Genomic DNA, 19,037 nt, shown 5'->3' with positions numbered 1-19,037 from the left:
AAAAACGACGCATTGCAAAGAAAGCAATCCGTCATTTTGAAAGGCCGCGCCAAAACACTTTCCAAGAGGCATTTAAGCGGGTCTCAAAGCGATTTAAACCTGCGAATAATAGTTCAACCATAAGACCATCAAGTAAGCATAAGTAAGCCTCTAGAGCGTCTTTAATTTCAATGTTATGCAGTTCACCTTGTTCATTTGCTCGTTTAAATACAGGAAATAAAAGTTCCCTAATATTCTCAATGTGAGCATTTGCTTTTTCAATAATTTGCTCGCGAAATGCATCGGGTGGAAAATAAGAAGTGCGTAACCAAAACATTGATTCTTCACTCTCACCAAATCGTTTTGCATAACCGTTTAACAGATTTACGAGCAATACCTCAGTAGATGATTCCGAAAGTGCTTCTATATCATCAGTAAAGCATTGTAAATCTTTTTGCAGGGCTGCTTCTAAGCAGATGAAATATAATTCTTCTTTTCCCTTAAAGTGTGCGTAAATCGATGGCTTTTTAATCCCGACTTCTTGAGCAATATTTGCTAATGAAGTCCCTTCATAGCCGTAGCGTGCGAAATGAGAGAGTGCTACAGCTTTAATGCGGTTTGCTGTCATTTTCATCCCCTACCTACCGTTCGTTAGTTTGAGTATAAAAGAAAGAAAAAATAAAGTCAATAGGAAGAACATCTAAAAAAGAGTACCTAATTAGATACTCTTTATACGGTTTGACGCTCAATTAATCGGAAAGAGAGTTCTTTTGAATTATTTTGGATTTGCTCGTTTTGTATTTGTTTATAAAACATGGAAAAAGCATGAGACCCCATGACTTTTCCAGGATGTTCAATTGTTGTAATCTCTAAAGCTTCGGAAATTTCATGGTTATCGAACCCTAGAATTGCTATATCACCTGGAACGTGCAGACCTTGTTTTTTTGCTTCTGTTAATAAACCAGCTGCAACTTGATCGTTTGCAGCAAAGATAGCAGTGGGACGTTTTTTCATTTTTAATATGTTTTGCATGACTTTGGAACCGTCTTTCATCGTATAGCATTGATAAAACATCCAGTTTTGATGAACCGTTTTTCCAGATGAAAGGAGCGTATTAAAAAATGCTTGTTTCCGTTGTATTGTATTGGCGCTGTGTTCGCGAGCTAGGCAAACACCGATATAATCATGTCCCTTTTGTAATAAATATTCTGTACCGATGCGAAATCCTTCATAATGATCAACATATACGGATGAAATAAGGGGGGGCGTCATCTTTTCACATGAGATGACAGGGGCAAACTTTGCAAAAGGTTCAATCTTCTCCCACGAGCTTGCTCGTGAGCAAATAATCATGCCATCAAATTGTTTCATTTTCATCATCTCTAGGACGCGAAGTTCTTCTTTGATATCGTAATTCGTTTGGCACAGATTAATATGATAACCAGCAGCTAATGCTTCATTTCCAATCCCTTCAATAAGGGTACTAAAGTAGGGTAAATTGATAAAAGGAAGCATGACACCAACTGTAAATGTCTTTCCTCTTATTAAGTGAACTGCATTTATATTTTTCGCATAATTTAATTGTTCAACGGCGGCTAAAACACGTTCGCGTTTTTCTTGACTCACATAAGGATGATTATTTAATACACGTGAAACCGTCGTTATGGATACGCCAGCGGTTTTCGCGATTTGTTTTATATTGACCATATGTATCACCTCTAGACTTTATTATAAAGGCAAATAGATAGGAATGGAAAAATAGTGAAAAAGACTTGACCTGAAAAGCTTTTCACAATCTATTTTATAAATAAGACTTTCCGTTATTCGCGTGACCTTTTTGGGCGTAAGGATAACGAAAAGTCTTTTTTTGTCTAAAAAGATACCGCATGTCAAAATGTGTGAAAATAACAAGGAAAGTTTTCAAAGGGAGAGTGGATAGTAGAAGCGAATATGAAAAACATATTAACGCTTTGTTTGCAAAAGGAGCGGTATGAAAGGGCGGAAACAAATTGAAAAAAAGAATCATTTGTTTCGTGTTTTCTAGTATGTTGCTGAGCTCATGTTCATTCCAACAAACGGCGAAAGAAGAAAAACAATTTGTGGGAAATGCGGATGGAGCTGTAGATCTTGTATCTGGTCCCATTTCGTTAAAAGATACAAAAAAATATTTTTCGGCAGCATATAAAGTTCCGACGTATTTGCCGTACGATGTTATGAATGATGTAAAAGGAGAAGTAAGAACAATTGGGAAGAAGAACGCTGTCTTGACGATAAAATATAAACCACAAGAAAAAGGAAGAAAAGATTATGTAGAATTAACAGTTGCTAATTTTTCTTACAGTTTTCCTTATATTGTAGAACAAAATCGATTTCATGAAAAAATGAGATTAGATAATGGTTCAGCTACCTATTTTAAAAATAGGGATGAGGGTGAACAGGGGGAAGAATTTGCGACACTCATTTGGAGAGAGAAAGGATTAGAGTATCAATTGCTATACCGCAATGTAGAATTAGGAAATGAGGAAGAAGTGAAGCAAAACTTATTGTATATTGCGAACAACATGGAAGAAAAGAACTAGCTGATGAGTTATGCTAGTTCTTTAAAATATTATTTCTTTTTAATTTTGCCTGTCCAAGATTTAAATCCACCTTGTAATTGGTAGAAATCTTTGCAACCTTGTTTTTTTAGATATTGAGCGGCACGTCCTGTACGGAATCCGCTTTGGCAGTATAAATAGACAGGTTGGTCTTTACGTAGCTCTTTGTAACGCATACGAATTTGTGATAACGGAATGTTACGAGCACCTAAAATATGACCAGCGTTAAATTCATCTGCTTCACGAATATCGATAAGCTGTGCTTTACGGTAGCCAGCGCGAAATTCTTCTTCTGAAAGTGTTTTAATTAATCTCTTCTGATAGAAAAACATCCATACAGAGTAGCCGATGAATGCTAGAAATACGGCTAGTATAATAATTAAGTTTGTTGACACGATTCTATCGCTCCCTTTTTTCTTATCCTACTTTCAATATTATAATGCCCATATGTATTTATGCAACAGGTTCGTTCGGTGAGAAGAAGAAATTTCGTATTCTTTCACAAATTTTGTCGAATTTGTTAGACTAGAGATTGTGAAAAATAATTGGTTATATGAGGTGCAGGATGGGAAAAGAAAAATGGTGTTATATTAACTCTGGTCAATGTTCACCGGCATTTAATATGGCGTTAGATGAATGTTTGTTAAATTGGCAAAGTCAAAAGAAAATGCCACCAACAATTCGTTTTTATGAATGGGAAGTGCCAACATTAACAGTAGGGTATTTTCAGCGCGTGGAAAAAGATATTAATATGGATGTAGTGAAAGAGAAGGAATATGGATTTGTTCGCCGTCAGACAGGTGGTAGGGGCGTATTGCACGATAAGGAATTAACCTACAGTGTCATTGTCTCTGAAGATCATCCTAATATGCCAAAAACAGTTACAGAAGCGTATCGTGTAATTTCGCAGGGGTTACTTGAAGGTTTTAAGGCGCTAGGATTAGAAGCGTACTATGCAGTTCCAAAAACAGAAGCGGATCGTGAGAATTTAAAAAATCCACGTTCAGGTGTATGCTTTGATGCACCATCTTGGTATGAAATTGTTGTGGAAGGTAGAAAAATTGCTGGGAGCGCTCAAACGCGTCAAAAAGGTGTTATTCTGCAACACGGGTCAATTCCGTTAGAAATTGACTTAGATGAGCTATATGATTTATTCCTATTCCCAAATGATCGAGTGAAAGAGCGTATGAAGAGTATGTTTTCTTCAAAAGCAGTCGCAATCAATGAATTAACAGATCGTACGTTTACAATTGAACAGTTGATTGAAGCGTTCCAAATTGGATTTGAAAAAGGTTTAGATGTAGAGCTAGTTCCGTATGAACTAACGGAAGAACAGCTTCAGGAAGTACAAACATTAGCAAAAGAAAAGTACGAAAGTAATGAATGGAATTATAAAAAATAAGGAGACGGCATTTGCCATCTCCTTGTTTTTTATAGTAAATTTAGTACCTTTTCTACTTTAATCCCTTTTTCTTGTAAAGAACGAAGACGATTTACAACATCCATAATCTCTTTATCAAAAGTAACACTAATTCCTTGGCTTTGTAATTCTTCTTTTAAATTTTCAATAGAATCATCTATGTCGATGCCAAGCTCGTAATCTTGACAAACTTCGATTGTCTTTTTCACAAGCTTCACATAATTCTCTTGTAGTTTTGAATTTGTTTCCGCCACAGCTGTTTGTTTCGGTTTTGTAGGCATAGCTACAGTCGTTTCTTTCTTTGCAACTGGAGTAGGTACTGCCCCTTTTACAGGTGCTGGAGTAGGTGCCACTACAACTGTTTCTGAACGCACTGGCTTCGATGCAGGTGTTGGAGTAGGTTTAGGTGTTACAACAGATTCTTCAACACGTGTAACAGGTTTAGGCGCAGTTGTAACTACTTTTGGTGCTTCTACAACTACTTCTTTCTTTGGCGCAGTTTCTACAGGTGTTACTTCTTGTTCAGCTGCCTCTTTGTTTTCTTTACTCCACATGACGCGTTCGATTTCTAGGGAAACATTGTTTTTGTTCATTGCTGTTAATGTAACTTTACCAACTTCAGCGTTACCTGTAAAATCGACAATTTTATAAATCACACTTTTGTTCCAATCTACGTTTCCGCTCAAAAATAATTCTTCGTTACATTTCGGCGTTAAGCCCTCGATTTTAATTTCTGCATTTACACCGTTTTCACTATATACCATAATTAGCGAAGCATTTACATCTTCGTCTGCTAACATTAGTTCACGTACCATTTTGCCGGTGCGTACTTGCGTTTTCTTCTTAAGTGACATCAAATTTCCCCTCTCAAAAATTCAGTAATAATAAAAAAATCGTATAACGAAAAATAATTGCTCACGAAGAAATATGATACCGATAATAAAAGCATCACGTCAACAATTAACTTTAATTATTTTGCATTTTTCTTTTTTTCTTTATGAAATTTTTCAATTTGTAAAATTAGACAGAAGAAAAACAGCCTTTTTGGAGGCTGTTAAAAATTTATACGTCTATAAAAAAACTTATAAAAAAGATACAAAATGATGGCAAGGAATGCCCCAATCCAAGGAGAAAGCTGATAATTTAAAAACGGATGATCTATAAAGAATAAAGAAATACCAATGAGTATAAACCATGGACTTTGTTGAAAAATGAATCTCTTTATACGATTCCAATTACTCATTTGGTTATTGAATAAATCACCTTTAATAAAATCAAATACAAAATCAATAAGAAGGTGTATTGTAATAATGATTATAAATATAAAGATAAGGTTTACATGTACAGATTGAAACCGTTCGTTGTTAGAGAAAAAGGGTAAAATAAAAGCAACGAGAGAATTTATAGCGAAAAATATAGCGAGTAAGTAACTACTCATAAATGTTGGTGTTGCTATACACTGCCACCTATTTTGTTTTGGAAGAGCAGCGATAATTTCATCACAGTAAGCTTGTAAGTCATTTCCAAAAATAGTATAAGCAGTTTTCTGTTCTTCTTGCGCATCAAGCAAGTGATCTAAAATCTCTAATAGTAGTTCTTCTACTTGCTGTTCTGGGATATTAGCTAATCGGATGTATACGAGCATATCCCCATAAGCAACTTCATTTTCTTTAGTCAATAATTTACGTTTTTTATTATTTAGCTCAATTAAACCTTTCGCTTTCATCGATTTCACTCTCCTTGCAATAAATTATTTACTGTCGTTGAAACCATTCCCCAGCTCTTCTTAAACTCTTCTAGCTGATCGAATCCTTTATCGGTTACATGATAATATTTTCGCTTTGACCCAAGGCTAGAAGCTTTTAATGTGCCAGCAATGAGTTTTTCTTTTTGCATTCGTAGCAAAAGGGGATAGATGCTACCTTCGCTTACGAATGTAAAACCATGTTGGTTCAATTTCGTGCTTAGCTCATATCCGTACACTTCTTCTTGGGAAATGATATATAAGATGCATCCTTCGAGCACACCTTTTAACATTTGACTATGCATGATTTCACCACCTTTAATTCAGGTAACTTGTTGTGCAAGTTACTGAAGTGGAAAACTTTAAACAGCGTTGTTATCGATTGTCTGTTCATACTAGGAATAGGGAGGGAAGTTGTATGAAGCCGTTTATGCCAAAGCTTGTTTATTTTGAACCAGGGGCACTCCAGTATCCACTTGGAAAAGAGTTGTATGAGAAGTTTACAAAGATGGGTCTAGAAATTCGAGAAACAACATCACATAATCAAATTCGTAATTTACCTGGAGAGAATGATTTGCAAAAATATCGTAATGCGAAAACGACACTTGTTGTTGGTGTAAGACGAATGCTGAAGTTTGATACATCTAAACCATCGGCTGAATATGCAATCCCGCTTGCAACAGGTTGTATGGGACATTGTCATTATTGTTATCTGCAAACAACACTAGGCGATAAGCCATATGTTCGTGTATATGTAAATTTGGATGAAATTTTTGAGAGAGCGCAGCAATATATGGATGAAAGAGCGCCAGATATAACGCGTTTTGAAGCAGCATGTACGTCGGATATCGTCGGAATCGATCATTTAACGCACGCTTTAAAGAAAGCGATCGAATTTATTGGAGAGAGCGACTATGGTCGTTTGCGTTTCGTCACAAAATATTCTCATGTTGACCATTTATTAGATGCAAAGCATAATGGGAAAACGCGTTTTCGCTTTAGCATCAATTCTCGATATGTCATAAAAAATTTTGAACCGGGTACCTCATCATTTGAAGATCGAATTGAAGCGGCTCGTAAAGTAGCAAGGGCAAATTATCCACTTGGTTTTATTGTTGCTCCAATTTATATGCATGAAGGTTGGGAAGACGGGTATCGTGAATTATTTAAACGACTTTTTGATGCGTTAAAAGATTTAACTTTGCCAAACTTATCATTCGAATTAATTCAACATCGCTTTACTAAGCCAGCGAAAAAGGTAATACAACAACGTTATCCCAATACAAAACTCGAAATGGACGAGGAGAAACGAAAATATAAATGGGGACGGTATGGCATTGGAAAGTATGTATATCAGAAAGATGATGCAGTAAGGTTAGAGGAAACAATACGAGGATATATTCACGAGTATTTTCCAGATGCTGAAATTCAATATTTCACATAGAAGAATCTGTAGTAATTTGCAGATTCTTTTTTATTTCGTATTTTTAGGCTTGTTTCCACCCTTGTCACGATATCCTTTCTGGTGTATCATTTTATTGATTGCTTAGTGCGGAAAACACAAAATGAAATTGGATGGAGGAAACCGATGCCTACCCCTAGTATGGAAGATTATATTGAACAAATTTATTTGTTGATTGATGAAAAGGGATATGCCCGCGTATCTGATATTGCTGAAGCGCTTAGTGTACATCCATCCTCTGTAACGAAAATGGTACAAAAGTTAGATAAAGATGAGTATCTCATTTATGAAAAATATAGAGGGCTTGTATTAACATCAAAAGGGAAAAAAATCGGGGAGCGTCTTGTATATCGTCATGAGTTACTAGAACAATTTTTGCGTATCATCGGTGTGGATGAAAGTAAGATTTATAATGATGTAGAAGGAATTGAACATCATTTAAGTTGGGAAGCTATTGACCGCATTGGTGATTTAGTACAATATTTTGAGCAAGATGAACTTCGAATTGAAACACTTCGTGGTGTTCAAAAAGCAAATGAAGAGCGGGGAAAGTAAAGGGAACGAGAGGCGTTTCCTTTTTTGTTTAGAAAAGGAAATTACTTTCTTTAAATTGAATGTATAGAAATGTGAAGAATCGTTTTGTAAAAGGTGGGATAGGAATGAAAGCAATTATTTTTGACTTTGATGGATTAATTGTAGATACAGAGACAATTTGGTTTCAATCTTTTCAGGAAGTGATGCGCGAATATGGTGGTGAGTTACCTCTAGAAGAGTTTGCTAAATGTATTGGAACAACAGATGAAGTGCTTTATACATATATTGAACAACAATTGAAAGAGAAATTTAATAAAACATTGCTAGAAGAAAAAGTTTCGGCTGTACATCAAGAGAAAATGAAAATACCAGTAGCTCGTGAAGGTGTGAAAGAATACTTAGAAGAAGCAAAAAGTCTTGGAGTAAGAATTGGTTTAGCTTCTAGTTCTTCAAGAAAATGGGTTGTTGGGTTTTTGGAAGATTTAGGACTACGAGAGTATTTTGAAGTGATTAAAACAAAAGAAGATGTTGAGAAAGTAAAACCAGATCCAGCGCTGTATCTGGCAGCTATTGAAGAATTGGAAATTGATTCTTCAGAAGCTGTTGTATTTGAGGATTCAGTAAATGGATTGAAAGCAGCGATTGCAGCGGGATTAAAATGTGTCGTTGTTCCAAATGAAGTTACAAAGACTTTGCAGTTTGAAAATCACGATCTTCGCTTAGAAAGCATGCAAGACAAGAGTTTAGCAGAAGTGCTTCAATATGTGAGAGAGCATAAATGAAAAAAAGACCGCATTTCCTAAAAGGAAGCGCGGTCTTTCTTTTTATTTTTTTTACCTTCAATCACGGTTAAATGAGATTGTTTTCGCTTCCTTTTTAATACGGATGAATTGCCTTTCTTAACTTTGTCATCAGAAGCATTTCGCTTTAATAAAGAATTGCTTAGGGGTGCTACGTTTTGTTTTCCGTATTTTCGGTTCGATTGTTTCGCAGCACGCTTATACGAGTTTTGCGAATTGGCGGAACCGCTGGAGCTTGTAAACATTTTATATAATAAATAAAAGACACCAACAACAAGTAACATGATGGCAATGTTTTTGATCATTCCGTATGGATTTGTAATTGCAGATGATACGAGACCAAATATTGCTAACCCAATAATAAGCATGACTAAAGCGAACGTAAACGAACGACCGTTCATAGGGAACACCTCCTAAATAACATATATTTAAATTAGTATATTAGCGACAAGGGAAGGAGTTGAGTACCATTTTGAAAAATTATTGTTGTTTTCCTTCTAAACGTAATAATTCTTCAAAAGATGCAATTGCAACTTCAACTTGATCATTTTCTGGTTCTTTCGTTGTTAATAGTTGAAGCCATAATCCTGGATATCCTAATACGCGCAAGACCGGAATATCTCGTAATCGATTTGTAAATTGCAAGACTTCAAAAGAAATACCTAGAACAACTGGAATTAATAAAATTCGATTTACCACTCTGACCCAAAGGGGATCAGTTGGAACAAGAAAATAAACAAACATTCCGATAATGACTGTAAATATAATAAAACTACTACCACAGCGATAATGGAGACGAGTTTGTTTTTGTACATTCTCTACTGTCAGTGGAAGTTTGTTTTCGTAAGCATTGATGACTTTATGTTCCGCACCGTGATATTGAAATACACGCTTAATGAGCGGAGTTAATGACACAATATATATATAGCTCAGTAAAAGGATGAGCTTGATGATGCTTTCAACAACGATTTGCCCAGTGTGAGATGGGAAAATCGGCCTTGTCAATTCCGCTAAAAGTGCGGGAACTGCTGTGAAAATAACTTTGCCGAATACGAACGATAAGACTCCGACTGCGGCTACTCCTAATATCATCGTCAATTTTGATTGTTCTTCTTTTTTGTTTGCAAGCTGTTCATCGTCCTCAGGATGAACGTCAAATCGTTCCGAAGCAAAGTTTAAATGCTTTGCTCCATTAGCGCTTGCATCAATGATAGCTGCGATGCCACGTATAAATGGAATCTTCTTCAGCACAGATAATACCTTATTGCGTACGCGTGGTAATCGGTAAAATTCGATTGATTTATCCTTACGACGAACCGCTGTAACAGTATATTCTCTACCGCCAAACATAACTCCTTCTATGACCGCTTGCCCTCCGTATATTTGTTTTGTCTCCTCTGCCATGTTAACACCAACCTGTATTTGTTTCTCTCTTATGTAGAAAAGAGGCAATTGTCACACTTGGTTCTGTCATTGTGAGATTTGACAATCACCGAGTTTCCTTTATTTTATCGACAAACACAAGCTGCTGACAAGGAAAATTGTTACGGAAGCTATACATTTCTTATTCTTTTTATAGACAAATTTCGCATAATTTAAACATGCTTCAAAATAGTTTCGGACATACTAATAAGCGGAGGTGTTGATGTGAAGCAAGAACAATCAATAACAAAGAAATTTGTACAGATTGGTTTATTTGGTGGTGTTTTTTGGGGGAGTATATGGTATTTTCTTCATGTTTTTTCATTTACAGAAGCTGGACCAAACTATTTACTTTTACCATTTGCGCTTGGAGCGTGGAAAGAAGGAGTTTGGGGAAATGTATTAGGTATTGTTTGTATGGGGCTTCTTTCTATTTTAGTGGCATTTCTCTATAAGGCTCTTTTCAAAAGATTTGAAGGGATACTGCCTGGAATATTGTATGGTCTTTTTTGGTGGAGTCTTTTATTTATTGGGCTTGGTTCTATTGCACCTGTTATTAAAAATGCACTTCATTTACCGAAAGAAACAATTGTCACAACGATATGTATTTTTATTTTATATGGTGTATTTATCACATACTCTGTTTCGTTTGAAGCGAATAATGTGAATCGGGGAGAAGGGATAGAGTAGACAAACTATTCAAACAAGTGACTCCTGTGTTAAAATGTTTTATAGACATTTTTATATTAAGGAGTTTTGCAAGATGAAGAAATTACTCCTCGTTAACGGTCCTAATCTAAATCGCCTCGGTGTTCGAGAGGTGAATGTATATGGGAAAGGAACGTTAGCGACACTTGAAACAGAGATGAAGCAAGAAGCAGAGAAATTGGGAGTGGAGTTAGAATGTTTTCAATCGAATCATGAAGGTGCTCTTATTGACATCATTCATGAGGCAGATGACATATATGAAGGAATCATTCTAAATCCTGGGGCATTTACGCATTATAGCTATGCGATTCGAGATGCAATTGCCAGTATCTCGATTCCAGTTATTGAAGTACATATTTCTAACATTCATCAGCGTGAATCGTTTCGTCATGAATCTGTAACGGCAGCGGTCGCAGCGGGACAAATTGTTGGATTTGGTTTTTATGGTTATAAGTTAGCGTTATTTGCATTATTGGAGAAACTGAGGGGAGCATAAGCTGATGGAAAAAATCACGAAGTTAAGAAGTGCATTTGGTGAAGCTGGTATTGATGGTATTTTATTAACGAATGAATATAGCCGTAGATATATGACGAACTTTACAGGAACAGCTGGTGTTGTACTTATTTCGAATGACCGCGCCCTATTTATTACAGATTTCCGCTATGTAGAGCAAGCTGGTAAGCAAGCTGTTGGGTATGATATTGTACAACATACAGGGCCAATTCTTGATGAAGTTGCGAAACAAGTGAAAAACTTGGGAATTCAAAAGCTTGGCTTTGAGCAAGATACGCTTACATATAGCTCTTATACAGCACATAAAGAAGCAGTTGAAGCAGAATTTGTTCCAACTTCTGGGCTTGTAGAAAAGTTACGCTTGATTAAGACTGATTCAGAGATTAAGATATTAAAGGAAGCTGCACAGATTGCAGATGCTGCCTTTGAACATATTCTATCATTCATTCGCCCAGGCGTATCTGAAATTGAAGTGTCAAATGAACTTGAATTTTTCATGAGAAAACAAGGAGCAACATCTTCTTCGTTTGATATTATCGTTGCTTCAGGACTTCGTTCAGCATTGCCGCATGGTGTGGCATCTGAAAAAGTGATAGAAAAGGGAGATTTCGTAACACTAGACTTCGGTGCTTATTATAAAGGATATTGCTCTGATATTACACGTACGATTGCAGTCGGTGAGCCATCTGATAAATTAAAAGAAATTTACAATGTCGTTTTAGAAGCACAGCTTCGTGGTGTAAACGGCATTAAAGCTGGTTTAACTGGTCGTGAAGCTGATGCATTAACACGTGACTACATAACTGAAAAAGGATACGGTGAATACTTTGGACATTCTACAGGTCATGGAGTGGGTCTTGAGATTCATGAAGCACCAGGTTTAGCATTCCGCTCTGAAACGGTACTTGAGCCTGGTATGGCTGTGACAGTAGAGCCAGGTATTTATATTCCAGGTGTTGGCGGTGTACGTATTGAGGACGATATTATTGTAACAAGTGACGGTAATGAAGTAATCACGAAGTCTCCAAAAGAACTTATTATTTTGTAATACACAGGAGGATTTTTTGCATGATTTCAGTAAACGATTTTCGTACAGGTTTAACAATTGCGGTGGACAACAGCCTTTGGCAAGTTATTGATTTCCAACACGTAAAGCCAGGTAAAGGTGCTGCGTTCGTTCGTTCTAAACTACGTAACCTTCGCACAGGTGCGATTCAAGAAAAAACATTCCGTGCTGGTGAAAAAGTAGAGAAAGCACATATCGAAAACCGTCGTATGCAATACTTATACGCGAGTGGTGAGGCTCACGTATTTATGGATAATGGAACTTATGAGCAAATCGAACTTAGCGAAGCTCAAATCGAGTATGAACTAAAATTCTTAAAAGAAAACATGGAAGTAGCTATTATGACATACCAAGGTGAAGTACTTGGAGTCGAACTTCCAAATACTGTTGAGTTAAAAGTTGTTGAAACAGAACCAGGTATTAAAGGTGATACAGCTTCTAACGTAACGAAACCAGCTACATTAGAAACAGGTCTTGTTGTACAAGTGCCAATCTTCATTAACGAAGGTGAAATGCTTATCATCAACACAGGTGAAGGTAAATACGTTTCTCGTGCATAGTGAGAAAAAGCACTCGTGATTATCACGAGTGCTTTTTTATGTGAAATACGGTAGATAATAAATGATGCTTGTAATAAGACTGATAGCTATAAGACTAATTGTTCCCATTATGTAAGGACTCCAAATGAATTGGAATGGTTTTACTTTCCCTGTTTTGTATATAGTGTGATCCATATTGGCATTAAGATTGATATTTAACGCAAGCAACCAAATAATACCGAATATAGCTAGACTCCCTAGAAAAAACGTCTCAATAAATGACCAACTCGCCAGTTTGGAAAAAAGGTAAATGCCAATTACTTCCAATGTGATTGTAATAATAAATTTAATTGCGTTCACTACAAAACCTCCTCGCTATTTAATGTCATCCAACTCAAAAAATTCTCACGAGATATAACATGAAGTATACAAGGGGAGTGAAATGCTTCATAAAAAGCCCCCTTTCGTACTAAGTATAACATGAAATAATAGGAATATTCAGACTTTAATGGTGGGTAATATGAAAAATTATGTTTTTACTTCTGAAATAGACAACCTCTGCATATGGTTGTACAAATATATGCTTTTTGGAGTACGACTTACTCAGTAAGTCTAAGAAGTTACTTGAAAAGTAATTGGTAAGGAGAGAAGGTGGGAAAATGAAACAGTGGCTAGCGGCAATGGAGACATCTGTGCTTGTTATGGGGTTGCTTCGATTGTTTTCAGGTAGCGCGGAAATATTCGCCGCTTTGCTAATGCTTTATGTGAATGATGCAAAAAAAGCATTGTTTATAAACGGTATGCTGGCATTTGTTGGACCGACTGTATTGATTCTAACGATGACAATCGGTATTGCAAGCGTTGCAAATGAAATTTCCTTTCTGAAACTTTTTTTTCTAACTCTTGGAATTGGCTGTATTTTTATTGCGGTGCTGAAATAGTAAGTCAATTATAGTGGGGAGAAGCTTATGAAGGAAGTATTAGAAGTTTTACCAAAGCATATGAAACAGTTCATTGAAGGCTGTGAACAATATAGCGTGTTAGAAGAAATTCGGGTCCGGATTGGAAGGCCGCTTGAATGTATTGCACACGGAGAAGTGTTCTTTTATGACTATGTCGTTACAGCAGAGGATGCAATCTATTTATTAAATAAGCTGAGTCAATATTCAATTTATACGATGGAAGAAGAGTTAAAGCGCGGGTATGTTACTTTGCGTGGTGGTCATAGAATTGGCTTAGCTGGAAAAGTAATTACCGAGAAAAGTGCAGTAAAAATGATCCGGGATGTGTCGTCATTTAATATTCGGATCGCGCGTCAAAAAATTGGGATAGCTGAGCCGCTCCTATCTTATTTGTACGACTCACGTTGGTTAAATACGATGGTAATTGGTCCACCACAAACAGGGAAAACAACACTTCTCAGGGATGTGGCACGTTGTATGAGTCAAGGAGTTCGTGCTTATAAAATTCCTTCTTGTAAAGTGGGGATTGTTGATGAACGCTCAGAAATTGCTGGATGTGTAAAAGGGGTTCCGCAATATGAGTTTGGCCCCCGTGTTGACGTGCTAGATGCGTGTCCAAAAGCAGAAGGAATGATGATGATGATTCGTTCTATGAGTCCCGATATATTAATAGTGGATGAAATTGGGCGTATGGAAGATAGTGAAGCTATTATGGAGGCAGTTCATGCAGGTGTTCAGCTTTTTATAAGTGCTCACGGATTTTCTTTTGATGATGTAATGAAAAGACCATCTTTAAAGGCTGTGATGGAACTTGGGGTGTTTGATCGCTTTATTGAACTATCAAAAGCAAAGGGACCTGGAACCGTTGTCCAAGTGAAAGATGGAGATGGCAAGCCTGTTCAAAGGCAAGGGAAGGCTCAAAGTGTATGGTGAAAATATTTGGTGCAGTGTTAATTGTAGCAGTGACTACTTTTTTGGGGTTTTCTTACGCGAAAAGGTATAGTGAACGCCCACGTCAACTTAGGCTTTTAAAAGCAGCGCTGCAATCCCTAGAGGCTGAAATTATGTATGGGCATACCCCTTTATCGGAAGCAGCCGAACGCTTAGTAAAACAAATGCCGAAGCCTTTAAACTGGATATTTCAAAGTTTTTCAAAGCGGTTAGAAAATGGTGAACAAACAGTTAGAGAAGCTTGGCTCGACAGTTTACAAGAAAATTGGAAACTCACTGCATTTAAACAAACTGAATATGAGATTTTACAACAATTTGGTGAAACATTAGGGCAGCATGACCGTGAATCGCAGCAAAAGCATATTCGCTTATGTATTACGCATTTAGAAAGAGAAGAGGGTGAAGCGAAAGCGCTGCAATTCCAATATGAAAAGATGATAAAGAGTTTGGGTGTATTAGCAGGGCTACTTATCGTAATTTTACTGCTATAGGGGGGAGAAAGGCGATGTCCATCGATGTTGGATTAATATTTCAAATCGCCGGAATCGGCATTGTTTTAGCTTTTATTCATACAGTTTTAAAAGAGTTAAAGCGGGAGGATATTGCAAACTGGGTGATCCTTGTTGGTTTTGTCGTTATTTTATTTCATGTTGCTTTTTTGATTAATACTTTGTTTGACAAGATTAAAAGTGTTTTTCTCTTCCAGTAAAGGGGGCGGTTCGAATCGAAATCTTGCAAATTGTCGGATTGGGCCTCGTTGCGACATTTTTAGCAGCTGTGCTAAATCAACATAAATCTAGTATTACTTCTTTGTTTATTGTGTTTGTTGCGAGTGTAATGTTTCTGCTACTAATCGATCAAATTCATTCTATTTTGAGAATGATTGAGAGAGTTGCAAGTGAGGCGAAAGTGAGCAATGTCTATGTGGAGACGCTGCTGAAAATCATTGGAATTGCCTACATTGCTGAGTTTGGGGCACAAATTACAAAAGATGCTGGTCAAGGCGCAATCGCTTCAAAAATTGAACTAGCGGGAAAGATTTTAATTCTTGTTATGGCTATTCCTATTTTAACGGTTGTTATTGAAACAATTCTCGGCTTTTTACCTACGGGATAAGGAGGAGTGAATGTTGCGAAGGTTTGGAGCTAAGCTGCTGTTTGCTTGCTTCCTTTTCTTTTCTTTACCAATTGTCGTACAAGCTTCTCCTGTAGAACAAAACGTGGTGGATCAGCAATTGGATAAATTAGGGATTGAAGATGTGAAGCAGTTTTGGGACGGGCTTGTCACAAAGTATGGAGGCTATTTACCAGAGAGTCAAAAGGGAAGTTTTATGGAATTTGTAAAGGGTGAAAAGGAATTTTCTATAAAAGAATGGATGGTAGGATTATTAAAATATTTATTTCATGAGCTTGTTGCAAATGGAAAGTTACTCGGAACGCTCATTATGCTGACAATTTTTAGCGCGTTATTACAGTCTCTACAATCAGCTTTTTCAAAGAGTAGCGTTAGTAAAATTGCAGATGCAGTTGTATACATGGTGCTCATTATTTTTGCTTTAAATAGTTTTTATGTCGTAATGACGTATGCACGAGAAACGATTCAAACAATGGTAGATTTTATATTAGCGCTACTTCCTATTCTTCTAGCACTCATAGCGACAGGGGGCGGTGTTGTATCCGTATCATTCTTCCATCCGATTATCATTTTTTTAATGAATACAAGTGGGCTGCTCATGAATTATATTGTACTTCCACTTTTATTACTAGCGACCATCTTAAGCATTGTAAGTACAATGAGTGATCAATATAAAGTTACGAAATTGTCCAAGCTCCTGCAAAATGTAAGCGTTGGGATCATTGGTATCTTTCTAACAATTTTTCTAGGCGTATTATCTGTACAAGGGACAGCAACAGCAGTTGCTGATGGGATAGCTGTTAAAACAGCAAAGTTTGTAACGGGGAATTTTATTCCTGTGGTAGGCCGGATGTTTACAGAAGCGGCGGATACTGTTATTAGCGCCTCTGGATTGTTAAAGAATACGGTCGGGATTATCGGACTTGTTATCTTATGTTTAATCGTTGCTTTTCCGGCGATTCAAATTTTTTGTATCGCGTTTATTTATAAATTCGCAGCGGCAGTACTACAGCCGGTTGGCGGCGGAGCTATTATTAAATGTTTAGATATTATAGGACGAAGTATCATTTATGTATTTGCCTGCTTAGCTATCGTATCTTTTATGTTCTTTTTAAGCATTACCATTATTATTGCCGCGGGAAATATTACCCTTATGATGCGATAGGAGGTGACGGGTATGCAATTTATTACAGAGTGGATTCGAAATATTATCGTATTTTTACTCTTAGCGACGATGCTGCATCTTATCCTTCCTAACTCAAATTTACAAAAGTATGTCAAGTTTGTCGTGAGCTTACTGTTAGTTGTTTTAATCTTAACGCCGCTATTTAAGTTGTTACAAACAGATGTAAATGAAGTGATTGCGAATTTTAATCAAGAAAAATACGTAGCGGACGGATCAATAAAAAATTCAATTGATGAAAAGAAAAAAGAAATACAAGCCCTAACACGTGCATATAGTTTAGAAGAGATGGCTGTCAAAATGAAAAAAGAAGTTGGAAAAGAATTTGAGAAAAAGTATGGCGTGACAGTGTCTGAAATAAAAGTAATCGCAGCAGAAACGAAGGAAGAAGTAAAAACAGCGAAGGATATTCAATCTGTTATTGTGACATTAAAAGAAACTGAACCGAAGAAAAATGATGCAATTGAAACAGTAAAACCAATTGAAATTGATACGAAAGAACCACGAAAAACTTCGGAAGAAACAAACGTAGAAATGAAAGAGTTCTTTTCAAGCAGGTGGCAACTAGAGGATAAACAAATCCAAGTTCAAATGGAAGGGGGGACAGGTAGAGTAAATGGACAATAAACATAAAAATTCGAAATTCTCATTTTTTCGCAACTTATTAAAAGGGAACGAAAAAGACGATAAGGAGAAGGGAAAAAAGGTAACACCGAAATTTTTGCTTGTCCTACTCATACTTGGAATGTTACTTATGTTTTCTAGTAATTTCTTTGGGCCGAAAAAAGAAGAATTGCCTGTGTTTAAAGAAAAGACAAGTCAAGATACAGGAAAAGATGTGCCAACCTTTGGACAAAAGAATAACGATAATATGTCAATTATAGAAAAATATGAAAAAGCATATGAACAAGAATTGAAATCTTCATTAGAAGATATAACAGGGGTAAAAGATGTATCTATTGAAGTGAATTTAGATTCATCTGAACAAAAAATACTTGAAAAAAATATTGTAAAACGATCACAAACAACAGGGGAAACAGATAAAACTGGAGGCAAAAGGGAAGTTGAAGATGAATCAACTGATGAAAAAACAGTGATTATACGTGAAGGTGACAAAGAAACTCCGATTGTACTGCGAACAGAGAAACCGAAAGTACGAGGTGTCCTTGTCGTAGCAAAAGGAGTGGATAATATACAAATAAAAGCAATGGTGAAAGAAGCGGTGACGCGTATGCTTGATGTACCATCTCACCGCGTAGCGGTACTACCAAAAAAGGGTTAGGGAGGAACTAAAGTGTTAAAAAAACAAACAGTTTGGTTATTAACAATGCTAAGTTTAGTAGTTGTGCTATCCGTATACTATGTTACAACACCTGAAAAAATGAATACTGCAACACCGACAGTAGGTGAAAAGGTTGGACAAGAAAAGCAGGGTGTTGAAAAAGAAGTGACGAAAGAAACGACAAAGGAAACATCAAATAAGGAAGCTACTTCAAAAGAAACAACGAAAGAAACAGAGAAAAAAGATGATAGTAAAAAGGAAACAGGTAAAAAGGAAAGTAATGTAACGGTTCAATCAAGTGATGAGAATTTTACAGCACTACGTTTAAAAATGGAAGACCAACGCAGTGCAGAGAAAGAAAAATTACAAGAAGTTATGAAATCAACAAAATCTTCTGCTGAAGAAATAAGTAAAGCGAAAGATCAATTGAACGCAATCGATAAAATGGAAACAAAAGAAGGATTACTTGAAACAGTAATTAAATCACAAGGTGGCTATAAAGATGCTCTTGTAAGGGCGGATGGAGAGGATATTAAAGTGACAGTAAAAGCTACGAAACATTCCCAAAAAGAAGCAAATAAAATTATCCAACTTGTTCGCGCTGAAGCAGGCTCCAAAGATGTAGGTGTCAAGTTCGATCCAGCAAAATAAAATATATATCCGCTAGTTTTAAATACGCATTGCGAATGGTGATAAGTTAGGCGGATTCCTATTCGTGGACAATGGGGAAACAGAAAAAA

The 19,037-nt window shown here is 36.5% G+C and carries 27 protein-coding genes; 18 read left to right on the top strand and 9 right to left on the bottom strand.

Features of this window, described 5'->3' with window-relative positions; genetic code table 11:
* Positions 1-31 precede the first annotated feature (31 nt).
* Together LOK41_RS00555 and LOK41_RS00550 are read right to left on the bottom strand one after the other, a co-directional pair.
* Positions 32-613, bottom strand: coding sequence for a TetR/AcrR family transcriptional regulator (locus tag LOK41_RS00555; RefSeq protein ID WP_241814749.1), 582 nt, complete (start codon positions 611-613; stop codon positions 32-34).
* 95 nt (positions 614-708) lie between these two features.
* Positions 709-1,686, bottom strand: coding sequence for a LacI family DNA-binding transcriptional regulator (locus LOK41_RS00550; protein ID WP_241814748.1), 978 nt, complete (start codon positions 1,684-1,686; stop codon positions 709-711).
* A 326-nt stretch (positions 1,687-2,012) separates the two neighbouring features.
* Here LOK41_RS00550 and LOK41_RS00545 point away from each other — a divergent pair, with 326 nt between their 5' ends.
* Positions 2,013-2,558, top strand: a complete 546-nt coding sequence (locus tag LOK41_RS00545; protein WP_241814927.1) for a DNA polymerase III subunit delta — start codon at positions 2,013-2,015, stop codon at positions 2,556-2,558.
* A gap of 29 nt (positions 2,559-2,587) precedes the next feature.
* On the opposite strand, the gene LOK41_RS00540 is transcribed toward LOK41_RS00545, so the two are convergent.
* Complete coding sequence (locus LOK41_RS00540; RefSeq protein ID WP_241814747.1) at positions 2,588-2,971, bottom strand: rhodanese-like domain-containing protein; 384 nt, start codon at positions 2,969-2,971, stop codon at positions 2,588-2,590.
* Positions 2,972-3,141: 170 nt separating this feature from the next.
* On the opposite strand from LOK41_RS00540, the gene LOK41_RS00535 reads away from it, so the two are divergent.
* Positions 3,142-3,978, top strand: coding sequence for a lipoate--protein ligase family protein (locus LOK41_RS00535; RefSeq protein WP_241814746.1), 837 nt, complete (start codon positions 3,142-3,144; stop codon positions 3,976-3,978).
* A gap of 29 nt (positions 3,979-4,007) precedes the next feature.
* On the opposite strand, the gene LOK41_RS00530 is transcribed toward LOK41_RS00535, so the two are convergent.
* The 3 genes from LOK41_RS00530 to LOK41_RS00520 form a co-directional block, all read right to left on the bottom strand.
* Complete coding sequence (locus LOK41_RS00530; RefSeq protein WP_241814745.1) at positions 4,008-4,850, bottom strand: hypothetical protein; 843 nt, start codon at positions 4,848-4,850, stop codon at positions 4,008-4,010.
* Between the two features lie 200 nt (positions 4,851-5,050).
* A complete protein-coding gene (locus LOK41_RS00525) occupies positions 5,051-5,722 on the bottom strand; it encodes a DUF1129 family protein (protein ID WP_241814744.1) in 672 nt (223 codons plus the stop codon).
* A gap of 5 nt (positions 5,723-5,727) precedes the next feature.
* Positions 5,728-6,045, bottom strand: coding sequence for a PadR family transcriptional regulator (locus LOK41_RS00520; RefSeq protein ID WP_241814743.1), 318 nt, complete (start codon positions 6,043-6,045; stop codon positions 5,728-5,730).
* Positions 6,046-6,158: 113 nt separating this feature from the next.
* Between LOK41_RS00520 and splB the strand changes: the two genes are divergently transcribed.
* The 3 genes from splB to LOK41_RS00505 all read left to right on the top strand — a co-directional run bounded on the left by splB (position 6,159) and on the right by LOK41_RS00505 (position 8,518).
* Complete coding sequence (gene splB, locus LOK41_RS00515) at positions 6,159-7,184, top strand: spore photoproduct lyase (protein ID WP_241814742.1); 1,026 nt, start codon at positions 6,159-6,161, stop codon at positions 7,182-7,184.
* 144 nt (positions 7,185-7,328) lie between these two features.
* Positions 7,329-7,757, top strand: coding sequence for a transcriptional regulator MntR (gene mntR, locus LOK41_RS00510; protein WP_241814741.1), 429 nt, complete (start codon positions 7,329-7,331; stop codon positions 7,755-7,757).
* A 104-nt stretch (positions 7,758-7,861) separates the two neighbouring features.
* On the top strand, positions 7,862-8,518 hold the full coding sequence (locus LOK41_RS00505; protein ID WP_241814740.1) for an HAD family hydrolase: 657 nt from the start codon (positions 7,862-7,864) through the stop codon (positions 8,516-8,518).
* A 17-nt stretch (positions 8,519-8,535) separates the two neighbouring features.
* On the opposite strand, the gene LOK41_RS00500 is transcribed toward LOK41_RS00505, so the two are convergent.
* A complete protein-coding gene (locus LOK41_RS00500) occupies positions 8,536-8,937 on the bottom strand; it encodes an SA1362 family protein (protein WP_241814739.1) in 402 nt (133 codons plus the stop codon).
* A gap of 79 nt (positions 8,938-9,016) precedes the next feature.
* Positions 9,017-9,940, bottom strand: coding sequence for a DUF1385 domain-containing protein (locus LOK41_RS00495; protein ID WP_241814738.1), 924 nt, complete (start codon positions 9,938-9,940; stop codon positions 9,017-9,019).
* A gap of 243 nt (positions 9,941-10,183) precedes the next feature.
* Here LOK41_RS00495 and LOK41_RS00490 point away from each other — a divergent pair, with 243 nt between their 5' ends.
* The 4 genes from LOK41_RS00490 (at position 10,184) to efp (ending at position 12,806) form a co-directional block, all read left to right on the top strand.
* A complete protein-coding gene (locus tag LOK41_RS00490; RefSeq protein WP_241814737.1) occupies positions 10,184-10,648 on the top strand; it encodes a YqhR family membrane protein in 465 nt (154 codons plus the stop codon).
* A 73-nt stretch (positions 10,649-10,721) separates the two neighbouring features.
* A complete protein-coding gene (gene aroQ, locus LOK41_RS00485; protein ID WP_174099052.1) occupies positions 10,722-11,162 on the top strand; it encodes a type II 3-dehydroquinate dehydratase in 441 nt (146 codons plus the stop codon).
* Positions 11,163-11,166: 4 nt separating this feature from the next.
* The gene (gene pepQ / locus LOK41_RS00480; RefSeq protein WP_241814736.1) at positions 11,167-12,228 is read left to right on the top strand and encodes a Xaa-Pro dipeptidase; all 1,062 of its coding nucleotides are present in this window, start codon (positions 11,167-11,169) and stop codon (positions 12,226-12,228) included.
* A gap of 20 nt (positions 12,229-12,248) precedes the next feature.
* Complete coding sequence (gene efp / locus LOK41_RS00475) at positions 12,249-12,806, top strand: elongation factor P (protein WP_174099054.1); 558 nt, start codon at positions 12,249-12,251, stop codon at positions 12,804-12,806.
* Positions 12,807-12,842: 36 nt separating this feature from the next.
* On the opposite strand, the gene LOK41_RS00470 is transcribed toward efp, so the two are convergent.
* The gene (locus LOK41_RS00470; RefSeq protein ID WP_241814735.1) at positions 12,843-13,145 is read right to left on the bottom strand and encodes a hypothetical protein; all 303 of its coding nucleotides are present in this window, start codon (positions 13,143-13,145) and stop codon (positions 12,843-12,845) included.
* Positions 13,146-13,444: 299 nt separating this feature from the next.
* Here LOK41_RS00470 and LOK41_RS00465 point away from each other — a divergent pair, with 299 nt between their 5' ends.
* From LOK41_RS00465 to LOK41_RS00425, 9 genes are read left to right on the top strand one after another with little or no spacing between them, the layout of a single operon-like run.
* Positions 13,445-13,726 carry a YqhV family protein gene (locus LOK41_RS00465; RefSeq protein ID WP_017150874.1) on the top strand — a complete coding sequence of 94 codons (282 nt, stop codon included), beginning with the start codon at positions 13,445-13,447 and terminating at the stop codon, positions 13,724-13,726.
* Positions 13,727-13,753: 27 nt separating this feature from the next.
* Entirely contained in the window at positions 13,754-14,680 is a 927-nt protein-coding gene (gene spoIIIAA, locus LOK41_RS00460; protein ID WP_241814734.1) for a stage III sporulation protein AA, read from the top strand.
* Positions 14,674-15,189 carry a stage III sporulation protein SpoIIIAB gene (spoIIIAB, locus tag LOK41_RS00455; RefSeq protein ID WP_241814733.1) on the top strand — a complete coding sequence of 172 codons (516 nt, stop codon included), beginning with the start codon at positions 14,674-14,676 and terminating at the stop codon, positions 15,187-15,189. Before spoIIIAA ends, spoIIIAB begins: the two co-directional genes overlap by 7 nt.
* Positions 15,190-15,203: 14 nt before the next feature.
* Positions 15,204-15,407 carry a stage III sporulation protein AC gene (spoIIIAC, locus tag LOK41_RS00450; RefSeq protein WP_000020914.1) on the top strand — a complete coding sequence of 68 codons (204 nt, stop codon included), beginning with the start codon at positions 15,204-15,206 and terminating at the stop codon, positions 15,405-15,407.
* Positions 15,408-15,430: 23 nt separating this feature from the next.
* On the top strand, positions 15,431-15,814 hold the full coding sequence (gene spoIIIAD, locus LOK41_RS00445; RefSeq protein ID WP_001167588.1) for a stage III sporulation protein AD: 384 nt from the start codon (positions 15,431-15,433) through the stop codon (positions 15,812-15,814).
* 10 nt (positions 15,815-15,824) lie between these two features.
* Positions 15,825-16,997, top strand: a complete 1,173-nt coding sequence (gene spoIIIAE, locus LOK41_RS00440; protein WP_174099058.1) for a stage III sporulation protein AE — start codon at positions 15,825-15,827, stop codon at positions 16,995-16,997.
* 12 nt (positions 16,998-17,009) lie between these two features.
* Positions 17,010-17,642: a stage III sporulation protein AF gene (spoIIIAF, locus tag LOK41_RS00435; protein ID WP_241814732.1), complete on the top strand. Its 633-nt coding sequence runs from the start codon at positions 17,010-17,012 to the stop codon at positions 17,640-17,642.
* Positions 17,632-18,297 carry a stage III sporulation protein AG gene (spoIIIAG, locus tag LOK41_RS00430; protein ID WP_241814731.1) on the top strand — a complete coding sequence of 222 codons (666 nt, stop codon included), beginning with the start codon at positions 17,632-17,634 and terminating at the stop codon, positions 18,295-18,297. The genes spoIIIAF and spoIIIAG overlap by 11 nt, the downstream gene beginning before the upstream one ends.
* A gap of 12 nt (positions 18,298-18,309) precedes the next feature.
* Positions 18,310-18,948: a SpoIIIAH-like family protein gene (locus LOK41_RS00425; RefSeq protein ID WP_241814730.1), complete on the top strand. Its 639-nt coding sequence runs from the start codon at positions 18,310-18,312 to the stop codon at positions 18,946-18,948.
* Positions 18,949-19,037: the final 89 nt, after the last annotated feature.

Source organism: Bacillus sp. TL12, from assembly GCF_022625245.1.
Lineage (GTDB): Bacteria > Bacillota > Bacilli > Bacillales > Bacillaceae_G > Bacillus_A.
Note: the sequence above shows the minus strand (reverse complement) of the source record. Positions and strands in the feature narration are given on the sequence as shown.